We start from the raw sequence: 18,557 nt of genomic DNA, 5'->3' as shown, positions 1-18,557 counted from the left end.
ACCATGCGATACCTGACCTTTGCCCTGCTGATGCTGGCGCCTCTGTTCGCCTCCGCCACCGTCAAACCCGTCGACCTGGTGGTGGTCTACAAATCCAAACATTTAATGCAGCTCGTACGCGACGAGCGGGTGGTCAAGAGTTACAGAGTGGTGTTCGGCGATAACCCCAAGGGACACAAGGTCCAGCAGGGGGATGAGCGAACCCCCGAGGGCCGCTATACCCTGGACTGGAAGAATCCCAACAGCCGCTTCTACCGCTCCATCCACATCTCCTACCCTAACGCCACCGACCGCGCCCGCGCGCGCCGCCTGGGGGTAAATCCGGGCGGTGCCATCATGATCCACGGTATAAAGCCGCAGTGGCAACATATGGAGAAACAGTTGCAGCGCATGAACTGGACCGACGGCTGTATCGCAGTGACCAACCGGGAAATGGATGAAATATGGGCGCTGGTGAAAACCCCGACGCCCATCCACATCTATCCCTGATCGCGCTTTTCCGCGAAGGTGCCACCGTCCACAAGTCGGACATGGCCGCGCCCGCAGCGGCCCGCGGCGAGCTCCAGATACAGTACTTCGTAGCTGGCGGGCAGGCCGGCCTCAGTGCGCAGCGGCTCGTAGGCCGCCGTCAGGCGGCGCAGTTTTTCCCGGCCCGTCAGCCCGCGGTCGGCATCGCGGTTGATATTGCGCGCGCCGATATTTTTTAAATCCCGCATCAGCTTTTGCACCGTGCGGTAGTGCAGCACCCGGCTCTCTGCGCGCAGCGCACCGCTGAAGCCGCTCTCCGCGGCCGCGGCCAGCCAGGCATCCCTGGGCAAAAAACGGTTGACGTGGACACCACTATCCACTGCCGCCCAGCTGCTTTTCAGCTCGTGCAATGTCGCCGGGCCCAAGGTCGCCACCAGACAGTGACCACCCTCCGCCAACACCCGCCGCAACTCCGCGAACAGCCCCGGCAACCGGTAGCACCACTGCAGCGCCATACTGGAGAAAATCAAATCCACGCTGCCATCCGCCAGGGGCAGCTGTTCGGCGTCGGCCACAATATGGTTGTCCGCCGCAGGGCGCCGCTCGCGCGCGTAGCGCAGCATCGCCTCGGCCAGATCCAGTGCGACAATCCGCGCACGGGGAAAACGCTGGCGCAGCATTTCGCTGCCATAGCCGGTGCCGCTGCCCAGATCGAGAATCACTTCTGGCGCCCAGCCGCTGTCTGTGTCGGCGAGCAGCTGCCGGCAGACAGCGCGCTGGAGGTGGGCCGCCGCATCGTAAGTGGCAGCGGCGCGGCCGAATGATCTGGCCACGGCACTTTTGTCCAGAGGAGGTTCGCCGCAGGAAATTGGGCCGTCCCCGCGCTGGGGCAGGAAAGCGCGGATCTTTTCCGCCACCAACTCCGGGCGGGAAATCTGCGGCGCGTGCCCGCAATCCACCAACACTTCGGCAGTAGCGCCCAATTGGCGGATTTTGTCCGCCGCCGCAGCGGGCACCAGCGCATCCTTGCCGCCGAACAGGTGGAGCGCCGGCAGTGGGATTTCCCGCAAAATTCCGCGGTTATCCAACCGCCCCAGGCACTCGAGTGCACTCAGCCAGGCGCCGTCGACGGACGGCGGCGGCCAGTCTTTCAACTGTTTGAGAACGCGGCGCATAGCGGCGTCGCCGCGCGCCTGCAGGCCGCAGAATTTTTCCCAGGTGGATTTGGGCGTATCCGCCAGTGAGTGGCGAAAACGGGCAAAGGTCTCCGGGTCCATTCCCGGCCAGTCCGCGCGCTGCAAAAAGGTGGCATTGGCGGCAATCGTGATCAGCCCGGCGATCTTCGTCTGTCCTCGCTGGGCCGCCATCCGCGCGGCGAGCATACCGCCCAGGGAGTGCCCCACCAGCAGACAATCCGCTGGGAGTTGCGCATAGAGCTGCTGCAACAGAGTTTCGTCATCGGGCCAGGGACAACCGCTGTTGCCACCGAAGCCGGGCAGTTCGAGTAAAGTTACCGCGACATCGGTTGCGTCTCCGGCTCGCAGCGCTTCGATCAGCGGCTGCCAGATGCGCCCATCGCAACCCCAGCCGTGCAAAAGGACCAGCTTCACACCGGCACCGCACTTGCGCCGAAAGCGCGCAGAGAAGCGTCCAATGCAGCGAGCAATGCTTCAATCTGCGCCTGGGTGTGATTGGCGGTGAGCGTGATGCGCAGGCGCGCGGTACCCGCGGGCACCGTCGGCGGCCTGATAGCCCCCACCAGAAAACCGAGCCGCTGCAGCTCGGCGGCGACGGCCATGACTTTTTTTTCGCAGCCGAGCAACAGGGGCTGTATCGCGCTGGCAGATTCCATCAGCGGCAGCTTCAGCGCACCGGCGCGCGTGCGGAAAAACGCGATATTGCACTTGAGCAACTCGCGCCGCTCCGGCTCCCGCAGCATCACGTCGATCGCTGCCAGACAGCCGGCGGCCACCGCCGGCGGCATGCCAGTGGTGTAAACATAGGGCCGCGCGAACTGCACCAGGTAATCGATCAGTTCCCGCGAGCCGGCGACAAAAGCGCCCGCATTGCCGGCGGCCTTACCCAGAGTCCCCATCATCACCGGCACCGCATCCTGGTCTAGCCCGGCGGCAGCGACACTGCCGGCCAGGGGCAAATCCGGGCTGCCCATGGCGCCGAAACCGTGGGCTTCGTCCACCATCAACCAGGCGTTATAGCGCCGGCAGAGGCCGGCCATTTCCGCCAGTGGTGCGAGGTCGCCGTCCATGCTGTAGACACCGTCCACCGCCACCAGCGTATTGCCGCCGTTTTGTGCCGCTCGCTGCAATTGCCGCTCCATCCCGCCGAGATCACTGTGGGCGAAACGCAGGCTGGCGGCACCGCACAGGCGTGCGCCGTCGATCAGGGAAGCGTGATTGAGGCGGTCGGAAATGATGTTGTCACCCCGGCCCACCAGGGCGCAGATGGTTCCGATATTGGCCATATAGCCGCTGGAAAAGACCAGCGCCGCTTCGCGTCCGGTGACTTCCGCAATCTTCTCCTGCAGGCGCGCGTGGATTTCCAGGTGGCCATTGACCAGGTGCGATGCGGTGGCGCCAGCACCGAGACTGGCCCCTTCCCGCTGAGCGGCAATCACCTCTGGGTGGGTCGCCAACCCCAGGTAATCGTTACTGCTGAAAGTAAGTAGCTCGCGTCCATCCACCACAGCCCGCGGGCTCGGCGCGGCGGCCAGGGTCTTGAGATGGCGGTACAAATTGCGCTCGCGCCTCTCCTGCAGGCGGGCGCGCAGGGTTTCCGCGAGGGTCATTTGGCGGCGTTATAGAAAAAGGAATCGTTGCGCCGCTCGGCGATCTGCGCCTCCAGCTCCGCCTCCACTTCGGCCTCATCCGCGTGCTGCTGGTACTCTTCCGGCTGAATACCCAGGCGCTTGAATAGCTGCATGTCCTTGTTGGCCTCGGGGTTGGCGGTGGTCAGCAGCTTCTCGCCGTAGAAAATGGAGTTGGCGCCGGCGAGGAAAGCCAGGGCCTGCATTTCATCGCTCATCTGCTCCCGCCCGGCGGACAGGCGCACATGGGATTTGGGCATCATGATGCGGGCCACGGCAATACAGCGGATAAACTCGAAGGGATCCAGATCACGCTCCTTTTCCAGCGGCGTTCCGGCCACCCGGACCAGCATATTGATAGGCACAGATTCCGGGTGCTCCGGCAGGTTCGCCAACTGCATCAACAGGCCCGCCCGGTCCCGCTCGCCTTCGCCCATGCCGATAATTCCACCGGCACAGACTTTCATACCTGCGGCGCGTACCCGCTCCAGGGTCTCCAAGCGGTCCTGGTAGGTGCGCGTAGTGATGATCTCGCCGTAGTATTCGGGAGAGGTATCCAGGTTGTGGTTGTAGTAATCGAGGCCGGCGTCCGCCAATTCCTGCGCCTGTTCGTCACTGAGCATGCCCAGAGTCATGCAGGTCTCCAGGCCCAGAGCCTTCACTTCCCGCACCATTTGCGTCACATAGGGCATGTCCTTTTTCTTCGGCGAGCGCCAGGCGGCACCCATACAGAAGCGGGTGGCGCCGCTGGCCTTGGCCGCGCGGGCCTCCTCCACCACTTTTTCCACCCGCATCAGTTTTTCCCGCTCCAACCCGGTGTCGTAGCGGGCGCTCTGAGGGCAGTAGGCGCAGTCTTCAGGACAGGCGCCGGTCTTGATGGAGCAGAGGGTGCTGACCTGTACCCGGTTGGGGTCGAAGTGCGCGCGGTGCACCTGCTGAGCGATAAACAACAGGTCGCTAAAAGGCAGCGCGAACAGGTCCAACACTTCTTGGCGGGTCCAGTCGTGGCGGATGGTGGCGGCGGGGATTTGCTGGGCGGCGGTCACAGGCTTAATCTCTCTTGTTGCTTTGTAGCGGCGCCTTAAGGTGCCGGAGGAATAGACTGGCCAGTGTAGCGGGGGGCGAACCGCTGTCAACCAGATAACCCAGGGATGGTTTACAAGAAGATTTCACACTTTCTCTCCGGATTCCCGGCAGCGCGCCTTACGCTGTGCCTGCTGTGTGGCAATCACAGCGACGGCAACGGCATCTGTCCTCCTTGTGCCGCGGAACTGCCCTGGCTCCAGCGCGCCTGTCGCCACTGCGCCCTGCCGCTGTCTGCACCGGCGGAAGTGTCCGGGATCTGCGCCCGCTGCCTACAACAAGCACCTTCTTTCAACACCGCTCGCGCCGCCTGGCTCTACGCTTTTCCGATCGGTCAGTTGGTGCAGCGCTTCAAGTACCGCGGCGACCTGGCCGCAGGCCACAGCCTGGCGCAACTGGCGGCCGGGCCTCTACGCCCTACCGATAAGGCGCCGGACCTGCTGGCACCGATTCCCCTGCACTGGCGCCGCTATTGGCAGCGCGGTTTTAACCAGTCGCAATTGATCGCGGCCGAGCTGGGCCGCCAGTGGCACCTTCCTGTCCATGCCCGCCTGCTGCGCAGGGTGGTTGCCAGAGAGGCACAGCTGCGGCTGAAACGGTCGCAGCGACTGCGCAATCCGGAACACTCTTTCGCCGTGTGCAGCCCCGTGGAAGGCCGACATATCGGATTGGTGGACGATGTAATCACCACCGGCGCCACCCTGGAGGCGGCCGCCCGCGCCCTGATCGCCGCCGGCGCGGCCTGGGTCAGCGCTTATGCATTGGCCAGAACACCCTGATTCTTCGTCCCCTCCGCACATAGACCGGATTTGACATTCCCGTCACAATTACACTCCCAGCAGGATGGTACTGGCGTCTCAGCCAAAGCCGACACTGCTACATTGAAAATGACCAATCGCTCGCGCTGCATGCCGCGGGCCGGGGAATTCAGCGATGAGTGAATACAAGCTGCCGCGCGGCATTGTGATCAGTGGCACGGGCCTGTGGACGCCACCGGAATCCATCAGCAACCAGGAGTTGGTGGCGGCTTACAACGCCCATGCGGCGCTCTACAACCGCAAATATGCCGCGGAAATCGAAGCGGGCGAAATGGCGCCCAAACTCGAGTCTTCAGCGGAATTTATCGAGAAAGCGTCCGGCATCAAGAGCCGCTACGTGGTTGCCCGCGAAGGCATTCTGGACCCGGAGCGCATGCGCCCCTATCTGCCAGAGCGCGCCGACAACGAACTGTGCCTGCAAGCGGAAATGGGCCTTGCGGCGGCGAAACTGGCCCTGGAAAAAGCCGGCAAGACGCCCGAGGATATCGACATGGTCATCGTCGGCGCCTCTTATCTGCAACGCGCCTATCCGGCCATCGCTATTGAAATCCAGGCGGCGCTGGGTGTCGAAGGCTTCGCGTTCGATATGGAAGTGGCCTGCTCCTCGGCGACCTTCTCCCTGCAGCGCGCGGTGGACGCCGTCGCTTCAGGCAGCGCCCGCGCAGTGCTGGTGGTCAACCCGGAACTGGCCTCGCCGCAAATCGACTTTACCGACCGCGACAGCCACTTTATTTTCGGCGACGTGGCCGTAGCCAGTGTTGTGGAACGGCGCGAAAGCTGTACCGCGGATACCGCCTGGGAAGTGCTCGGCACCAAGGCGCAGACAGTCTTCTCCAACAATATTCGCTCCAACTTCGGCTACACTGCCCGCGCCGCCGACGTGGATCCCTTCGGCCCCGGCAAGCTTTTCCGCCAGAATGGCCGCAGGGTGTTCAAGGAGGTCTGTCCCATGGCCGCCGCGCATATCGAAGCCCATGTGCGCGAGACCGGCAGTGAACCGGCCGAAGTACGCCGCTACTGGCTGCACCAGGCCAATATCAATATGAATAACCTGATCGCGAAGAAACTGATGGGCGACGGCGCAAACGCAGAGCGCGCCCCCATTGTTCTGGACCGCTATGCCAACACCGGCTGCGCCGGCTCGGTCATCGCCTTTAACCTGCACAGCGATGACCTGCAGCCCGGCGACCGGGGCGTGATCTGCTCCTTTGGCGCAGGCTATTCGATCGGTAGTTTGGTTCTGGAAAAGATCTCTCTTTGAATGGACGAAAACGCAGGGCCGGCAAAGCTCCCGGCCCTGTAGCCAACGTATCGCCGCTATTCCTCTACCTGCGCATCCAATTCCCGCAATACTCTTTCCCCCCAGGCGAGCCAAGTCTTTTCCGCTTCGATCCCCAGCAATAGTGTCTGGTGCGCAAGCCAATAGCGGCGTTGCAGCTGCGGGTCCCGTTTCAGCACTTTTTCATTTTGTTCCAGATAGGCGGCCAGGAGCGCGCGGTGCTGCTCCATCTGCCGCTGTACCGCCTCTCGAGCCTGCTCGCGGCTCAGGTGGTGACCGGCGAACAACTGTACAAGAAAGGGCTCGCGGATTTTTTGTGCCGGCGCCGGTCGCTGCACCCATTCCTTAAGCACCTGCCGCCCCCGGTCGGTCAGACTGTATATCTTCTTGTCCGGCTTGCCCGCCTGGGGTTGCTCCGTGCAGTCCAACAACCCCTCGTCGTGCAGCCTGTGCAGTTCGCGGTACATCTGCTGGTGGCTGGCACTCCAGAAGTGGGAAACACTGCGTTCAAAGCGACGCTTGAGGTCGTAGCCGCTACCGGGCTCGATATCCAGCAGAGTGAGAACGGCGTAACGCAGAGACATAGGGGCTTCCACTCGATTATGCAAAAAATTGCATATTAATCGCGCTAGACCTCAGCCGCCATAGACACCGACAACACAAACCGAAAGAATTAGCTTACAAACCAATGTGACAATAGGATGTAAATATCGATATATAGGATATATTGATACGTATAGCTAGATTATACGGAAAATACGGATATAATCGCTCGGCCAATAGCCGCGCCCTACCCGCAGGCCACGGCGTGTCGTTTCCCGAGAGTCGTACCCATGCCTTCTTCTGTCTCCACTACCCGTAATATTCCGGAATCTGACGACGCAAACGGAGCAAACCGGCCCTCACGCCGCCTGGATTTTTTCCTGGATATCTTTGCGATGAACAGCTTTTCCTGGCTCATCGCCATCCCCATTGAGTTGGTACTGGCGGGCATGAGCTGGCAGGAGCACCTGAAGGTGCGGTTGATGGCGCTGGTATGCAACACTTTGATCGCACGCCCCTTCGGCCTCTACCGCAGCTGGGTGGCCCATCGCTTCGGCGGCCGCGGTAGACTCAACGCCTATCTGGTGGACACATTCGTATTCCTGAGTTTTCAGCTGCCACTATATTCGGGCAGCATCTATCTCAGCGGTGCAGGGCTGAGGGAAATTCTTACAGCCAGTGCCACGTTTATATTGATCGCCGGAATCCTTGGGCGCCCCTACGGCATTTACCTTGACTGGCTGCGCAGAATGTGGGTCAAAAAGCGCCCCTTTGCAGAACCCCACACACTCGCCTGATCTTTGTGCGTTGTACCGTGGGTGCACTGATGCGCCTTTAAAGCCGCGTAACCGCGAATTTTCCCTTGTACGTACTGCCGTATTGCAGTATCAACTCGCATTGAGGTATCTCCCAGTAAACACCTTCGCGGGCCGCAGGACTTGGCCCCGATCAACGCAAGTGGCAACAAGGATGAACAAGACCATTTTCCACTGGGGGAGCTCGGCTCTCCGCACCAACCTCCCCGCACACCTGCTCGCCGGCATTACCCTTTTTCCGACGGCTGCCAGCGCGGCACCGATATCATTGACCGATACCCGGATAGCCCTCCTGTGGCCGGCGTCATTCGGTACGGCACTACTGCTTATATCCGCTCTTGCCCTCGGCCTTTGGTTGCGCCAGCGCAGAGACACCGCAGCGGCTGAGCGACGCGCTGTCGCGCTCAGGGAAGAAAACACCGGTATTCACCGCCAGCTGCAATCCTGCAAAAACGCGCTTTCCGATCACAAACGCCAGCTGACAAAAGCCGTCCAGACGCTCGAGCGGCAGCGCCAGGAGACCGCCGATCTGCTGGCCATCATCAGACACCACCTGCGTCAACCACTGGACGCACTGCAGCACACCCTCGGGCAACTGGCGCGAATCGAGGATGCCGAATCCAGTTGGCTGGTAAAAAGAGCGCAGCGGCAGCTGCAAACCGCAAACAGGGCCCTGGAGGAAATCCGCAATTGGGGGCAGGTGGAAGCCGTTGAGCTGCAACTCCCTCCCGATCGCCGGGCCGCTGAAAAACGCGGCCTATCCATTCTGCTGGTGGAAAACGATCGCAACCCTACGCTTTGCGACAAATTACAGGCGCTCGGCCACCGGGTGGAACGACAAAACAACGGTGTGGACGGCGCCAGTGCAGCGCTCGAAAAGCCGTTCGACCTGGTATTGATGGACAGCCATTTGCCACTGATGGACGGAGTGGAAGCCACCCAGAAGATACGCCGCGGTCGTGTCACCCAGCTGCCGGTATTCGCCCTGCTCAACGATCCCCGGCCCGGCGACAAAGCCCGCTATCAGGCCCGCGGCCTGACCGGCGTACTCGCCCGCCCCGTATCCGACCAGGAGTTGGAACAACTACTCAAATGGGCATCCCGCCACGCACGCGGTGACAGCCGTCAGACACCCCCACCCCTTCTCTCCCCTATGCTGGAAACCGGCACGCTGAAACGGCAACAGAATGCGCTGGGACAGCGGCGGTTTGCGGAACTGCTGAGCGCGCGCGCCGCCGCGCTGCCGAAACAGACCGCGGCACTCACCAGCGCCCTCACTGGGCGCCACTGGCTGGAGGCGAAAAAGCAGGCACAAACGCTGGCAGTACAAGCGGAAGAAGTGGGCCTGGAGGCAGTGGCGGCGCGCTTGCGGGAACTGGCCGCGCAGCTCGGGATCGACAAAGAGCGGGAGGCGTGTCGCCAGCAACGTACTGAACTGCTGAATCTGATGCGCGCTTCCGTGCAAGCGTTGAAATCCTGGCGGGAGCAGAATATGCGCGCTGAATGGCTGTCGGTGTGAGACGACCATTGTTGAAAACCGCCACGGCGCGCGCACAATAGAGGGCTGATATTCCCGCGAGAAGAAACTATGTCCGAGCAGTTTCCCACGAAAAACCCAGAGGCCCGCGAGCAGAGCGGCCGCGACCTGGCGACCCTGGTATACCTGATTCAGGCGATCGCCCTCTTCACCGCTGTGCCGTTTTTTGTCGCCGTGCTGGTCAACTATTTCAAGCGCGGCGATGTGCGCGGCACCCTGGCGGAATCCCACTTCCGCTGGCAGATTCGCACCTTTTGGTTCTGGCTGCTGTGGACAGTGATCGGTTCCCTGACCTGGTGGCTGCTGGGGCTGGGCTTTTTGATTATGGGTATCGCCTGGGTGTGGGCAGTCTACCGGGTAGTCCGCGGCTGGCTGGCACTGGCAGACCACCGCCCGGCCTACTGAGCAGGATCGCGCCGGAAGGCGCGCAAGCGTAAAACTCGGGCCTCGAAAAATGCCCGTTCTATTGCCTGAGCGCCCCAAAACCGCTTACAGCGGTCATACACCCTTATTAGGGAACCTCTGATTAATTCGCGTGAACGCTTTGGTTAGTTCCGTGGCGCTCAGGCAATAGGATGGCCATTTCGAAAACGCACGACTACTTCCCTGTATCCGATGGTTTCGAAGTGGCCATCCTATCACCTGAGCTTCTCATCTAGCGCCAAAGAATTTTTACCGTCAGGAAGCGAATTAATCAGAGGTTCCTTAGAAGTCACCGGTCAGCGCCAGTAGCAACAGGTCCGGTGGCAGCTGCTGCCCATTGACCAGCAGCCGGCCCCGGTCCGCCTGCAAGTGCATCTGCAACTCGCCGTTATTTTCCATCAGTAACCCGTATTGGCGCAGCATCATCGCCTTGGCCACCAGCGGCGACTGCATCAACGCCTGCTCGGCGGCACTGAATGTCACTGTGCCCGCCAGCGGCGCCAGCCACCAGTCTGCGCCATTACCTGCGCCGCGCGCCGTGCCGTGCCAGTCGATATCCGCGTCCACAAGCACCGGCCCATTGCGGGACTGCACCGCCAACTGCTGCTGCAGCCGCAAGGGGCGCCGCATCGCCCGGGGCCAGTCGCGGCCGGCATCCGGCACCAGTACGCTCAAGTAATGCAGTAAGTCCGTTGCCGCCACCTGCGGCAGGGTCATCTGCTGCTGCAGAGCGGTTACCGGCGTGGCGGACTGCACCTGAGGCAGCTTAAGATCGGAGATCAACTTCAACAGACCTCGCCCCACTTCCTCCACAGACAGCTGCAAACGGATATCGCGCAGTTCCAGGGGGCCGGATTCAGACTCGGCGCGCAGCAATGGCAACAGCAGCTCGGCCTCGCCGCCCGCCCCGGGTGTGTATTTAAAAGTTCCCTCAGCCGGTTCCGTAAATAGCGCTTCATGTCCGGCCCGGGTATGGCGGATAGAACCCAGTTCCAGGCTGCCGGTCAGCAGTGCTCCGCTGTAATCCGTCTCTATCAGCAACTGGCCACCATCAAACATCAGCTCGCCACTGCTATCGGCGCGGGTGAACGACGCCAGGCGCAAGTAATTGACGATGCGGTTGTCGGCGCCGACCAGGGACTCCAGCACCAGCGGACTCTGGTCCAGGCGGCCGTACCACTGTTCCAGCTGCGCGCGCAGTTGCGGTGCCAAGTGATCCGGGGACAGGCGGGTTTCTGTGTAGACAACGCCCAAGCGTGGCCCGTGGGCGGTAAAGAGTAGCGGCCCGTGCTGTATTTCACTGCGCAGTTCAGTGCCACCATCACCGCTTTCCACGCGAGTGCTGGCCTCGGCGCCGAACCAGCCGCGCTGGTATTGCGCCACCTCGCCGCCCTGCAGGCGCGCCAGCTGCTGTTTCCAGATTTCCTCAACCTTGGGGCCGATAAGACCGGGGGCGGCCAGGGCCGTGGCCACGGCGAGGCCGAGCAGGGAGAAGACAGAAAGGCGCAGTAGCTTCATGGCGAAAACAGATTCCAAAAAATTTCGCCGATATTAGCAGATTCCGTGTAACAGAAACCTGAAGCAGTTTGGGAGGCGCGGATGGACACGCCTCCCGGTGGGAAATCGACTGAGCGCCCCGAAAGCACTCGTGCGCACTGCGCCGGGGCGCCTGAAAAATCAGCCCGCCAGTGCCTTGGCCACACGCGAGTTGCTCTCGCGGCCCAGTGCGGAGGAAATGAAATTTCCGGCATCCGCCAGCAAGTTGAGATCCACCCCCGTTTCAATACCGAGACCGTTCAGCAGATAGAGCACGTCCTCGCTGGCCACATTGCCCGATGCGCCTTTGGCGTAAGGGCAACCGCCGAGACCGGCCACCGCCGAATCCACCACCGCCACGCCCATTTGCAACGCCGCGTAGATATTCGCCAGTGCCTGGCCGTAGGTATCGTGGAAATGTACCGCCAGCTTTTCCACCGGCACCCTCGCCCCCACCTGCTCGATCATGCGCTTGGCCGCCTCCGGCGTGCCCACGCCGATGGTGTCGCCGAGGGAGATTTCGTAGCAGCCCATCTCCAGCAGCGCGCCGCTTACCTCCGCCACCTTGCGCGGATCGATATCGCCCTCATAGGGACAGCCGAGCACGCAGGAAACATAGCCCCGCACCCGAATGCCGTCCTGGCGCGCCCGCTCCAACAGAGGGCGGAAGCGCTCCAGGCTCTCGCTGATACTGCAGTTGATGTTTTTTTGCGTAAACGCCTCGGAGGCGGCACCGAACACCGCCACCTCGTCCGCCTTGGCCGCCAGAGCGCGCTCGTAGCCTTTTAGGTTCGGCGTCAGCGCGCTGTAGACGGTGCCGGGGCTGCGGTGTATGCCCGCCAGCACCTCCTCGCTGGCCGCCATCTGCGGCACCCATTTGGGACTGACAAAACTGCCCGCCTCAATCACAGACAGGCCACTGGCGCTGAGGCGGTCGATCAGCGCGATGCGGGTGTCGACGGAGATGGACTGTTTTTCGTTTTGCAGGCCGTCGCGGGGGCCGACCTCAACCATTTTGACCTTGTCGGGCAAACGCATCGCTATTCCTCCTCGGCGAAATCGATCAGCAAGCTGCCGCCGTCCACCAGTTCGCCCTCGGCACAGAGGAACTGCTGCACTTTACCGGCAGTGGGCGCGCGCAGGGTGTGCTCCATTTTCATCGCCTCCATCACCAGTAGTGGCTGATCCTTCTCCACCTGCGCACCCGGCGCCACCAGCAGTGCAATGATGGTGCCGTTCATCGGCGCCTCCAGGCCGTGAGCCTGATCGCCGCTTTCGCCGATATCCGGCGGTAGCAGCTCAAATTCGACCTGGATACCGTCGATAAAGATGGCGCCGCCGCAGGCGGTATCCACCCAGGAAAAACTCACCCGCCGTCCGTCCACCAGTGCGAGTTCGCGCTCGGGCAATATGCGGATCTCACCGCTTTTGCAGTCGCTTTGCAGCGCATCGCACTGCCAGTGGACACCACCGGCACCGGCGACAGAAGCAATCTCGGCACGGTGGCCGCGGTAGTCGATGCTGTGCACGCGCCTGGCATCTATGCCGGGGCGCCAGTCATCGCCGCTGTGCCAGGGGGAGTGCGGATCTGCGGCGGGGGCGGACGCGCGCAGATCCCTCGTCTCGCGCATATGCAGATAGCCGGCGATGGCGGCGCACTTCAGCGGTGTCAGCTGTTGTTCCTGTTGCAGGATGTCCGCTTCGTAATCCCCAATAAAATGCGTGGATACCCGGCCGCTGGCAAAGGCCCGGTGATTGATCACCCGGCGCAGGAACTCGATATTGTGGCGGACGCCTGCTATCTGGTACTCCTGCAGCGCCCGGTCCAGTTTCGCCAGCGCTTCCTTGCGGCTGCGGCCGTGGCAGATCAGCTTGGCGATCATGGGATCGTAGTGCACGCTGATCTCGTCGCCGCTCTGCACGCCCGTATCCACGCGCACACTTTCGCTCTCCTTCGGCGGGCGGTGGCGCACCAATGTACCCGTGGCCGGCAAAAAATCGTTGTCGGGATCTTCCGCGTAGATGCGTACCTCAAAGGCGTGGCCGAGGATATGCAGGTCGTCCTGGCCCAGGGGCAGCGGCTCACCGGCGGCCACGGACAACTGCCAGGCGACCAAGTCCTGGCCGGTGATCATTTCGGTGACCGGGTGCTCCACCTGGAGGCGGGTATTCATTTCCATGAAATAGAAGGCGCCGCTGGCATCCAGCAGGAACTCCACCGTCCCCGCCCCCGTGTAGCCGATGGCGTGGGCCGCGCGCAATGCTGCCTCTCCCATGCGCGCGCGCAGTTCTTCCGACAGCCCCGGCGCCGGCGCCTCCTCCACCACTTTTTGGTGGCGGCGTTGCACCGAGCAGTCGCGCTCAAAGAGGTAGACGCCCTTGCCCTGCTGATCGCAGAACACCTGTATTTCCACGTGGCGAGGACTGACGACATAGCGCTCCAGCAACATCTGGTCGTCGCCGAAGGCGTTCATCGCCTCGCGCTTGGCGGCAGCCAGAGCGTCTTGAAATTCTTCCGCACTGTCGACCCGGCGCATCCCCTTGCCGCCACCGCCGGCGGCGGCCTTCAGCAGTACCGGATAGCCGATGCGGTTGGCGTGTCCCTCGAGGATATGCACGTCCTGGTTGGTGCCGTGGTAGCCGGGCACCAAGGGCACACCGGCCTCTTCCATAATGCGCTTGGCGGCGGACTTGGAGCCCATGGCCTCGATGGCTCCTGCGGGCGGGCCGACAAAGACAATGCCGGCGCGGTCGCAGGCGCGACAGAACTCGGCATTTTCCGACAGAAAGCCGTAACCCGGATGTATCGCGTCGGCACCGGTCTGACGGGCGGCATCTATCACCTTTTCCATATCCAGGTAGGACGCCTTGGCCGGCGGCGGTCCCAGGCGCACCGCTTCGTCGGCCATCTGCACATGCAGCGCGTCCGCGTCCGCGTCCGAGTATACGGCCACAGTGGCCACTCCGAGGCGGCGGGCGGTTTTGATGATGCGGCAGGCGATCTCGCCGCGATTGGCAATCAATAATTTGCGGATCATTTTCAGCCCATCATTCTTCGCTGCTATTCATCCACTTGGGCGCGCGCTTTTCGAGAAAAGCATTGAGCCCTTCCTGCCCTTCTGGGGACACGCGCACCGCCGCGATCAGGTTACTGGTCTGCGCCTGCAGCTCCTGGGTGATCACTCGGTTGGACATGGACATCGCCAGCTGTTTGGACATGGCCACGGCGCGGGGGCCGTTATCGGTGATAGCGTTTACCAGTTTTTGCACAGTCAGATCCAGTTCACCCTCCGCGCAAACTTCGGAAACCAAGCCGATTTCCCGCGCGCGCTCGGCGGAGAAGCGCTCGGCGGTGACGAAATAGCGCCGCGCCTGGCGCGCACCTATGGCGTTGATCACATAGGGGCTGATGGTGGCCGGCAACAGGCCGATTTTCACTTCCGACAGGCAGAAGCTGGCGCGTTCACTCGCCACCGCGATGTCGCAGCAGCTCACCAGACCGACACCGCCGCCGAAGGCGGCGCCCTGCACCCGCGCGATGGTGGGCACCGGAAAGGTATCCAACTTGTGCAGCATGGCGGCCAGGGTGGCGGCGTCGCGGCGGTTTTCCTCTTCGGAGTAATTCACCATCCGCTGCATCCAGTTCAGGTCGCCGCCGGCGGAAAAACTTTTGCCGTTGGCGGCCAACACCAGTACGCGGATCGCCGGGTTGCGCGACAAGCGGTCGAAGGTCTCGCCCAGTTCGCGGATCAGTGCGTCGTCGAAGGCGTTGTGTATTTCCGGCCTGTTCAGAGTGACAGTGGCCACGCCCTCACTGTCGATTTCAGTCAGCAATTTGATACTCATAAGGGATTCCTTGTTTTCCGGGCCACCCCGGTCCCTGCCCCAAAAGTGGGAAAGGGCATTGATCTTCGAATACCGGTGCGCAATTACATGCGGAATACGCCGAACTTGGTCTCTTGCGGGGCCTTGTAACTGGCAGCGGCCAAACACAATCCCAGTATGCGGCGGGTGTCGGCGGGATCAATGACACCGTCATCCCACAGGCGCGCGGAGGCGTAGTAGGGATGTCCCTGGTGCTCGTAGGTTTCGATAATCGGCGCCTTGAAAGCCCGCTCTTCTTCCTCGCTCCACTGCTCGCCGCGGGCGGCCATCTGGTCGCGTTTGACCTGCGCCAATACACCGGCAGCCTGCTCTCCTCCCATCACCGAGATGCGCGCGTTGGGCCACATAAACAGGAAGTTCGGATCGTAGGCGCGGCCGCACATGCCGTAATTGCCAGCGCCGAAGGAGCCGCCGATCAACACGGTGATTTTCGGCACTCTGGCTGTGGCCACGGCGGTCACCATTTTGGCGCCGTGCTTGGCGATACCCCCGGCCTCGTACTGTTTGCCCACCATAAAACCGGTGATGTTCTGCAGAAACAGCAAAGGAATTTGGCGCTGTGCGCACAGCTCGATAAAGTGCGCGCCCTTTTGCGCGCTCTCCGAGAAGAGAATGCCATTGTTGGCGACAATACCCACCGGATAGCCGTGAATGCGCGCGAAACCGGTGACCAAAGTAGTGCCGTAGAGGGCTTTGAACTCATCGAACTCCGAGGCATCCACAATGCGGGCGATAACTTCGCGCACATCGTAGGGCTGGCGCGGGTCCTTGGGCACCACGCCGTAGATATCCTCGACCGGATAGAGGGGGTCCACCGGTTCCCGGATATCCAGGCCGGGATTTTTCACCCGGTTCAGGCGCGCCACCGAACGCCGCGCCAGCTGCAGGGCGTGCACGTCGTTGTTGGCGTAGTGGTCCGCCACACCCGAGGTGCGGCAGTGCACATCGGCGCCGCCCAGTTCTTCTGCGGATACCTCCTCGCCGGTGGCGGCCTTCACCAGCGGGGGACCGGCCAAAAAGATAGTCGCCTGGTTTGCGACCATAATGGATTCGTCAGCCATGGCTGGCACATAGGCGCCGCCGGCCGTGCAGCTGCCCATCACTACGGCGATCTGCGGAATATTTTTCGCCGATAGATTCGCCTGATTGAAAAAGATGCGGCCGAAATGCTCCCGGTCAGGGAAGACGTCATCCTGGCGCGGCAGATTGGCGCCACCGGAATCCACCAGATAAATGCACGGCAGATTGTTCTGCTCCGCGATCGCCTGGGCTCGCAGGTGTTTTTTTACCGTAAGTGGATAGTAGGTCCCACCCTTCACCGTAGCGTCGTTGGCAACGATGACACAAGGCTGGCCGGACACAGTGCCGATACCGGTGATAATTCCGGCGGCCGGCACTTCTTCTTCATAGACCTGGTAGGCGGCCAGTTGAGAGAACTCCAAAAACGGGCTGCCGGGGTCCAGCAGCGCATCGATGCGCTCCCGCGGCAGCAGCTTGCCGCGCGCCAGATGTTTTTCCCGCGCGCGCTCGCCGCCACCCTGGGCAATTTTTTCAACTTTCTCCCGCAGATCCGCCACCAGCTTGCGCATGTGCGCGCTGTTTTCAGCGAAGGCGGCGTCGCGGGGGTTAATTTTACTTTGCAACTGATTCATAAAAGTGTGTTCACAGTTTTCCGGCTGCCGCCTCCTCAGCGGGTCTCGTTAAAGAGTTCGCGGCCAATTAGCATACGGCGGATCTCCGAAGTGCCGGCGCCGATTTCGTACAGTTTGGCATCACGCAGCAAACGGCCGGTAGGGTATTCGTTGATATAGCCGTTGCCGCCCAGTGTCTGTATCGCCTGCAGGGCCATCTGTGTAGCGCGCTCGGCGGTAAACAGAATCACCGCAGCGGCGTCCTTGCGTGAATCCTCGCCGCGATCGCAGGCTCTCGCCACTGCGTAAAGATACGCCCGGCTCGCATTCATGTCCGCGTACATGTCCGCAATCTTGCCCTGCATCAACTGGAACTCACCGATAGCGCGGCCAAATTGTTTGCGCTCGTGTACATAGGGCACCACCACATCCAGACAAGCCTGCATAATGCCCACCGGACCGGCGGCGAGAATGGTGCGCTCGTAGTCGAGACCACTCATCAGTACACGCACCCCGCCATTGAGTTCGCCGAGAATATTTTCTTCCGGCACCTCGCAGTCCTCGAACACCAGCTCGCAGGTGTTGGAGCCGCGCATACCCAGCTTGTCCAGTTTCTGCGCGCGGGAAAACCCAGGGAAATCCCGTTCGACAATAAATGCTGTGATGCCGCCGGAGCTAATACCCGGCTCGGTGCGCGCGTAAATCACATAGGTGTTGGCATCCGGCCCATTGGTAATCCACATTTTGTTGCCGTTGAGAATAAAGCGGTCGCCCTTCTTCTCCGCACGCAACTGCAGGCTGACCACGTCGGAACCGGAGTTGGGTTCGCTCATTGCCAGCGCGCCGACATGTTCTCCGGAGCAGAGCTTGGGCAGGTATTTGGCCTTCTGCTCCGGCGTGCCGTTTTTGCGAATCTGGTTGACGCAAAGATTGGAGTGGGCGCCGTACGAGAGGCCCACGGATGCGGAGGCGCGGGAAATTTCCTCCATCGCCACTGCGTGAGCCAGGTAGCCCATGTTGGAGCCGCCGTACTCCTCCTCGACCGTCATCCCCAACAGGCCCAGCTCTCCAAACTTTTTCCACATATCCGCGGGAAACTGGTTTTCCTCGTCGATCTGCGCGGCGCGCGGAGCCAGTTCCGCCTGGCAGAACTTGTACACCATGTCGCGCAACATATCGATTTCTTCACCGAGACCGAAATTCAGGGTGCGGTAAGGGGTATTCATAGCGACTCCGTAAAAATTCTCTCGTCAGTGATCGGTGTTCTGTTCCAGGGCGGCGCGAGCCCGGGCCTCGGCCTCGTCCAATTCGCCCATCAGACTCTGGATATCGCGCAGCTGCTGATGCAGTTGCGCACGTTTTTGTTCAATGGCGGCCAGCAGCCGCTGCAGCTGCTCCACATTGCCCCGGGCCGGATCGTACATATCGATGATTTCCCGGCTCTCCTCCAGGGAAAATCCCAGCCGCTTGCCGCGCAGTATCAACTTCAGCCGCACCCGGTCCTCGGGACTGTATATACGGGTCTGCCCCCGGCGGGCGGGGCTGATCAGCCCCTTGTCTTCGTAGAAGCGGATAGTGCGGGTAGTGATGTCGAACTCCCGCGCCAGCTCGGAAATACTGTAGCTGGCGGGCTCTTTGGCGACTTTGGCTTTCATGGAATCTCCTCTGAACAAGTCAGAGACTAGCAAGAGTTTACGTTAACGTAAACGTAAACC

Annotated in this window: 17 protein-coding genes; 6 read left to right on the top strand and 11 right to left on the bottom strand. The window is 61.7% G+C overall.

Features of this window, described 5'->3' with window-relative positions; translation table 11 throughout:
* Positions 1-3: 3 nt before the first annotated feature.
* Complete coding sequence (locus BM155_RS08245) at positions 4-489, top strand: L,D-transpeptidase family protein (protein WP_074902342.1); 486 nt, start codon at positions 4-6, stop codon at positions 487-489.
* Here BM155_RS08245 and bioC read toward each other — a convergent pair.
* Genes bioC through bioB form a run of 3 tightly spaced genes read right to left on the bottom strand, consistent with a single transcriptional unit; the run spans position 480 to position 4,338 of the window.
* The gene (gene bioC, locus BM155_RS08240; RefSeq protein WP_074902339.1) at positions 480-2,078 is read right to left on the bottom strand and encodes a malonyl-ACP O-methyltransferase BioC; all 1,599 of its coding nucleotides are present in this window, start codon (positions 2,076-2,078) and stop codon (positions 480-482) included. The genes BM155_RS08245 and bioC overlap by 10 nt on opposite strands.
* Complete coding sequence (gene bioF, locus BM155_RS08235; RefSeq protein ID WP_074902336.1) at positions 2,075-3,274, bottom strand: 8-amino-7-oxononanoate synthase; 1,200 nt, start codon at positions 3,272-3,274, stop codon at positions 2,075-2,077. Before bioF ends, bioC begins: the two co-directional genes overlap by 4 nt.
* Positions 3,271-4,338, bottom strand: coding sequence for a biotin synthase BioB (gene bioB, locus BM155_RS08230; RefSeq protein ID WP_067150647.1), 1,068 nt, complete (start codon positions 4,336-4,338; stop codon positions 3,271-3,273). The genes bioF and bioB overlap by 4 nt, the downstream gene beginning before the upstream one ends.
* Before the next feature lie 105 nt (positions 4,339-4,443).
* On the opposite strand from bioB, the gene BM155_RS08225 reads away from it, so the two are divergent.
* Complete coding sequence (locus tag BM155_RS08225; RefSeq protein WP_067150645.1) at positions 4,444-5,154, top strand: ComFC family protein; 711 nt, start codon at positions 4,444-4,446, stop codon at positions 5,152-5,154.
* Between the two features lie 154 nt (positions 5,155-5,308).
* On the top strand, positions 5,309-6,454 hold the full coding sequence (locus tag BM155_RS08220) for a beta-ketoacyl-ACP synthase III (RefSeq protein WP_067150642.1): 1,146 nt from the start codon (positions 5,309-5,311) through the stop codon (positions 6,452-6,454).
* Positions 6,455-6,510: 56 nt separating this feature from the next.
* On the opposite strand, the gene BM155_RS08215 is transcribed toward BM155_RS08220, so the two are convergent.
* Positions 6,511-7,056 carry a PadR family transcriptional regulator gene (locus BM155_RS08215; RefSeq protein ID WP_074902333.1) on the bottom strand — a complete coding sequence of 182 codons (546 nt, stop codon included), beginning with the start codon at positions 7,054-7,056 and terminating at the stop codon, positions 6,511-6,513.
* Between the two features lie 249 nt (positions 7,057-7,305).
* Here BM155_RS08215 and alaE point away from each other — a divergent pair, with 249 nt between their 5' ends.
* From alaE to BM155_RS08200, 3 genes are all read left to right on the top strand, one after another.
* Positions 7,306-7,812, top strand: a complete 507-nt coding sequence (gene alaE, locus BM155_RS08210) for an L-alanine exporter AlaE (protein WP_074902330.1) — start codon at positions 7,306-7,308, stop codon at positions 7,810-7,812.
* A gap of 172 nt (positions 7,813-7,984) precedes the next feature.
* On the top strand, positions 7,985-9,349 hold the full coding sequence (locus BM155_RS08205; RefSeq protein ID WP_067150634.1) for a response regulator: 1,365 nt from the start codon (positions 7,985-7,987) through the stop codon (positions 9,347-9,349).
* A gap of 69 nt (positions 9,350-9,418) precedes the next feature.
* Entirely contained in the window at positions 9,419-9,772 is a 354-nt protein-coding gene (locus tag BM155_RS08200; RefSeq protein WP_074902327.1) for a DUF4870 family protein, read from the top strand.
* Positions 9,773-10,072: 300 nt separating this feature from the next.
* On the opposite strand, the gene BM155_RS08195 is transcribed toward BM155_RS08200, so the two are convergent.
* From BM155_RS08195 to BM155_RS08165, 7 genes are all read right to left on the bottom strand, one after another.
* A complete protein-coding gene (locus BM155_RS08195) occupies positions 10,073-11,308 on the bottom strand; it encodes a DUF945 family protein (protein WP_074902324.1) in 1,236 nt (411 codons plus the stop codon).
* A gap of 159 nt (positions 11,309-11,467) precedes the next feature.
* The gene (locus BM155_RS08190; RefSeq protein ID WP_067150624.1) at positions 11,468-12,364 is read right to left on the bottom strand and encodes a hydroxymethylglutaryl-CoA lyase; all 897 of its coding nucleotides are present in this window, start codon (positions 12,362-12,364) and stop codon (positions 11,468-11,470) included.
* Positions 12,365-12,366: 2 nt separating this feature from the next.
* On the bottom strand, positions 12,367-14,364 hold the full coding sequence (locus tag BM155_RS08185) for an acetyl/propionyl/methylcrotonyl-CoA carboxylase subunit alpha (protein ID WP_074902321.1): 1,998 nt from the start codon (positions 14,362-14,364) through the stop codon (positions 12,367-12,369).
* Between the two features lie 10 nt (positions 14,365-14,374).
* Positions 14,375-15,172, bottom strand: a complete 798-nt coding sequence (locus BM155_RS08180) for an enoyl-CoA hydratase/isomerase family protein (protein WP_067150618.1) — start codon at positions 15,170-15,172, stop codon at positions 14,375-14,377.
* A gap of 83 nt (positions 15,173-15,255) precedes the next feature.
* On the bottom strand, positions 15,256-16,863 hold the full coding sequence (locus BM155_RS08175; protein ID WP_067150616.1) for a carboxyl transferase domain-containing protein: 1,608 nt from the start codon (positions 16,861-16,863) through the stop codon (positions 15,256-15,258).
* Positions 16,864-16,898: 35 nt separating this feature from the next.
* A complete protein-coding gene (locus BM155_RS08170) occupies positions 16,899-18,068 on the bottom strand; it encodes an isovaleryl-CoA dehydrogenase (RefSeq protein ID WP_067150613.1) in 1,170 nt (389 codons plus the stop codon).
* Between the two features lie 24 nt (positions 18,069-18,092).
* Positions 18,093-18,497, bottom strand: a complete 405-nt coding sequence (locus BM155_RS08165) for a MerR family transcriptional regulator (protein ID WP_074902319.1) — start codon at positions 18,495-18,497, stop codon at positions 18,093-18,095.
* Positions 18,498-18,557 lie beyond the last annotated feature (60 nt).

This window comes from Microbulbifer thermotolerans (assembly GCF_900112305.1).
Taxonomy (GTDB): domain Bacteria; phylum Pseudomonadota; class Gammaproteobacteria; order Pseudomonadales; family Cellvibrionaceae; genus Microbulbifer; species Microbulbifer thermotolerans.
The sequence above is the reverse complement of the archived record's forward strand: the minus strand, read 5'-3'. Positions and strand labels throughout refer to the sequence as shown.